The following is a 1,319-nucleotide window of genomic DNA, read 5'->3' as shown; positions in this document are numbered from 1 at the left end:
CCATGGCGAGCATTCTTACCGTGACAAGGCTGTCGGACGGAGTATTTCCGTGCGAGTGGGTTCGATCCGGAATGTACTGCACTCTGCGGTGATCGTCAGGTGGCATCTCGGGCGCCGTGGCACCATCGGTTCCCTACGAAAAGGTAAGTGGTCACCAAATGGTAAGTACTTGATCGACGCGGCCGGATCGACGACCATTTCATCTGCGCCGCCACGGACGGGGTCGTCCATGCCCCGAACCGTGGCGCCCGCGGTCCAAGATTGCCGACATGCCCAGCAAGGGAAGTGGTTAGATGCGTACTACTGTGACGTCTTTCGGAGGTCGTACTCAGTGATGGCGAGCGAGAATCGCGCTCCGGTTACACTCATCGGTCTCGGGCTCATGGGGCAGGCCCTTGCCGCCGCCTTCATTGATGGCGGCCATCCGACGACTGTGTGGAACCGCTCCGCGGACAAGGCCTCCGGAGTCGTTGGCAAGGGTGCCCGCCTGGCGGGCTCGGTCGCCGATGCGATCACCGCCAGCGACCTGGTCGTGGTCTGTGTGTCGGACTACACCGCTGTGCACGCCATCCTTGACCCGGTGGTCGAGAAGCTCGCGGGCAAGGTGCTCCTCAACCTGACGTCCGGCGACTCTGCCGCTGCCAGGGATGCTGCCGAGTGGGCGGCGAAGAACGGCTTCGGCTACATCGACGGCGCGATCATGGCTATTCCGCCGGTCGTGGGGACGAAGGACGCCGTCTTCCTCTATAGCGGCCCGGACGAGGTGTTCGCCGGAATCGAGTCGGCGCTGAAGGTGCTTGCCCCGGTGGGAACGAGCTACCTCGGTGAGGACCACGGCCTTGCCTCCCTCTACGATGTCGCGCTGCTCGGCATCATGTGGGGGGTGCTCAACAGTTTCCTGCACGGTGTTGTTCTGTTGGAGACCGCCGGGGTCAAGGCGACGACCTTCGCTCCGTACGCGAATACCTGGATCGGTGCCTGCACGGCATTCGTGGCTGCCTACGCTGGCCAGATCGACGAGGGCACCTACCCGGCTCTGGACGCCACCATCGACACCCACCTCGCGACCATGGTGCACCTCCACCATGAGAGCAAGGCTGCCGGTGTCAACGCCGAGATCCCTGTCTTTGTCAAGGCTCTGACGGACCGGGCGATCGCGGCGGGTGACGGCGGCGACAGCTATGCCGCCATGATCAAACAGTTCCGGAAGCCTTCGGCCTGAGCGCCGAGATCGCAGGAGCCGGCTCGACACGGTTCCGGACCAGGCGGGCCCACTCCCTGAGGGAGTGGGCCCGCCTGGTTGGCGTTCCCGCGGGTCG

At 64.5% G+C, this 1,319-nt stretch carries 1 protein-coding gene; it reads left to right on the top strand.

The window, feature by feature from the left end; genetic code table 11:
* Positions 1-334: 334 nt before the first annotated feature.
* Positions 335-1,222, top strand: coding sequence for an NAD(P)-dependent oxidoreductase (locus ACY45C_RS07740; RefSeq protein ID WP_462186958.1), 888 nt, complete (start codon positions 335-337; stop codon positions 1,220-1,222).
* Positions 1,223-1,319 lie beyond the last annotated feature (97 nt).

Source organism: Frankia sp. CcWB2, from assembly GCF_977927585.1.
The sequence above is the reverse complement of the archived record's forward strand: the minus strand, read 5'-3'. Positions and strand labels throughout refer to the sequence as shown.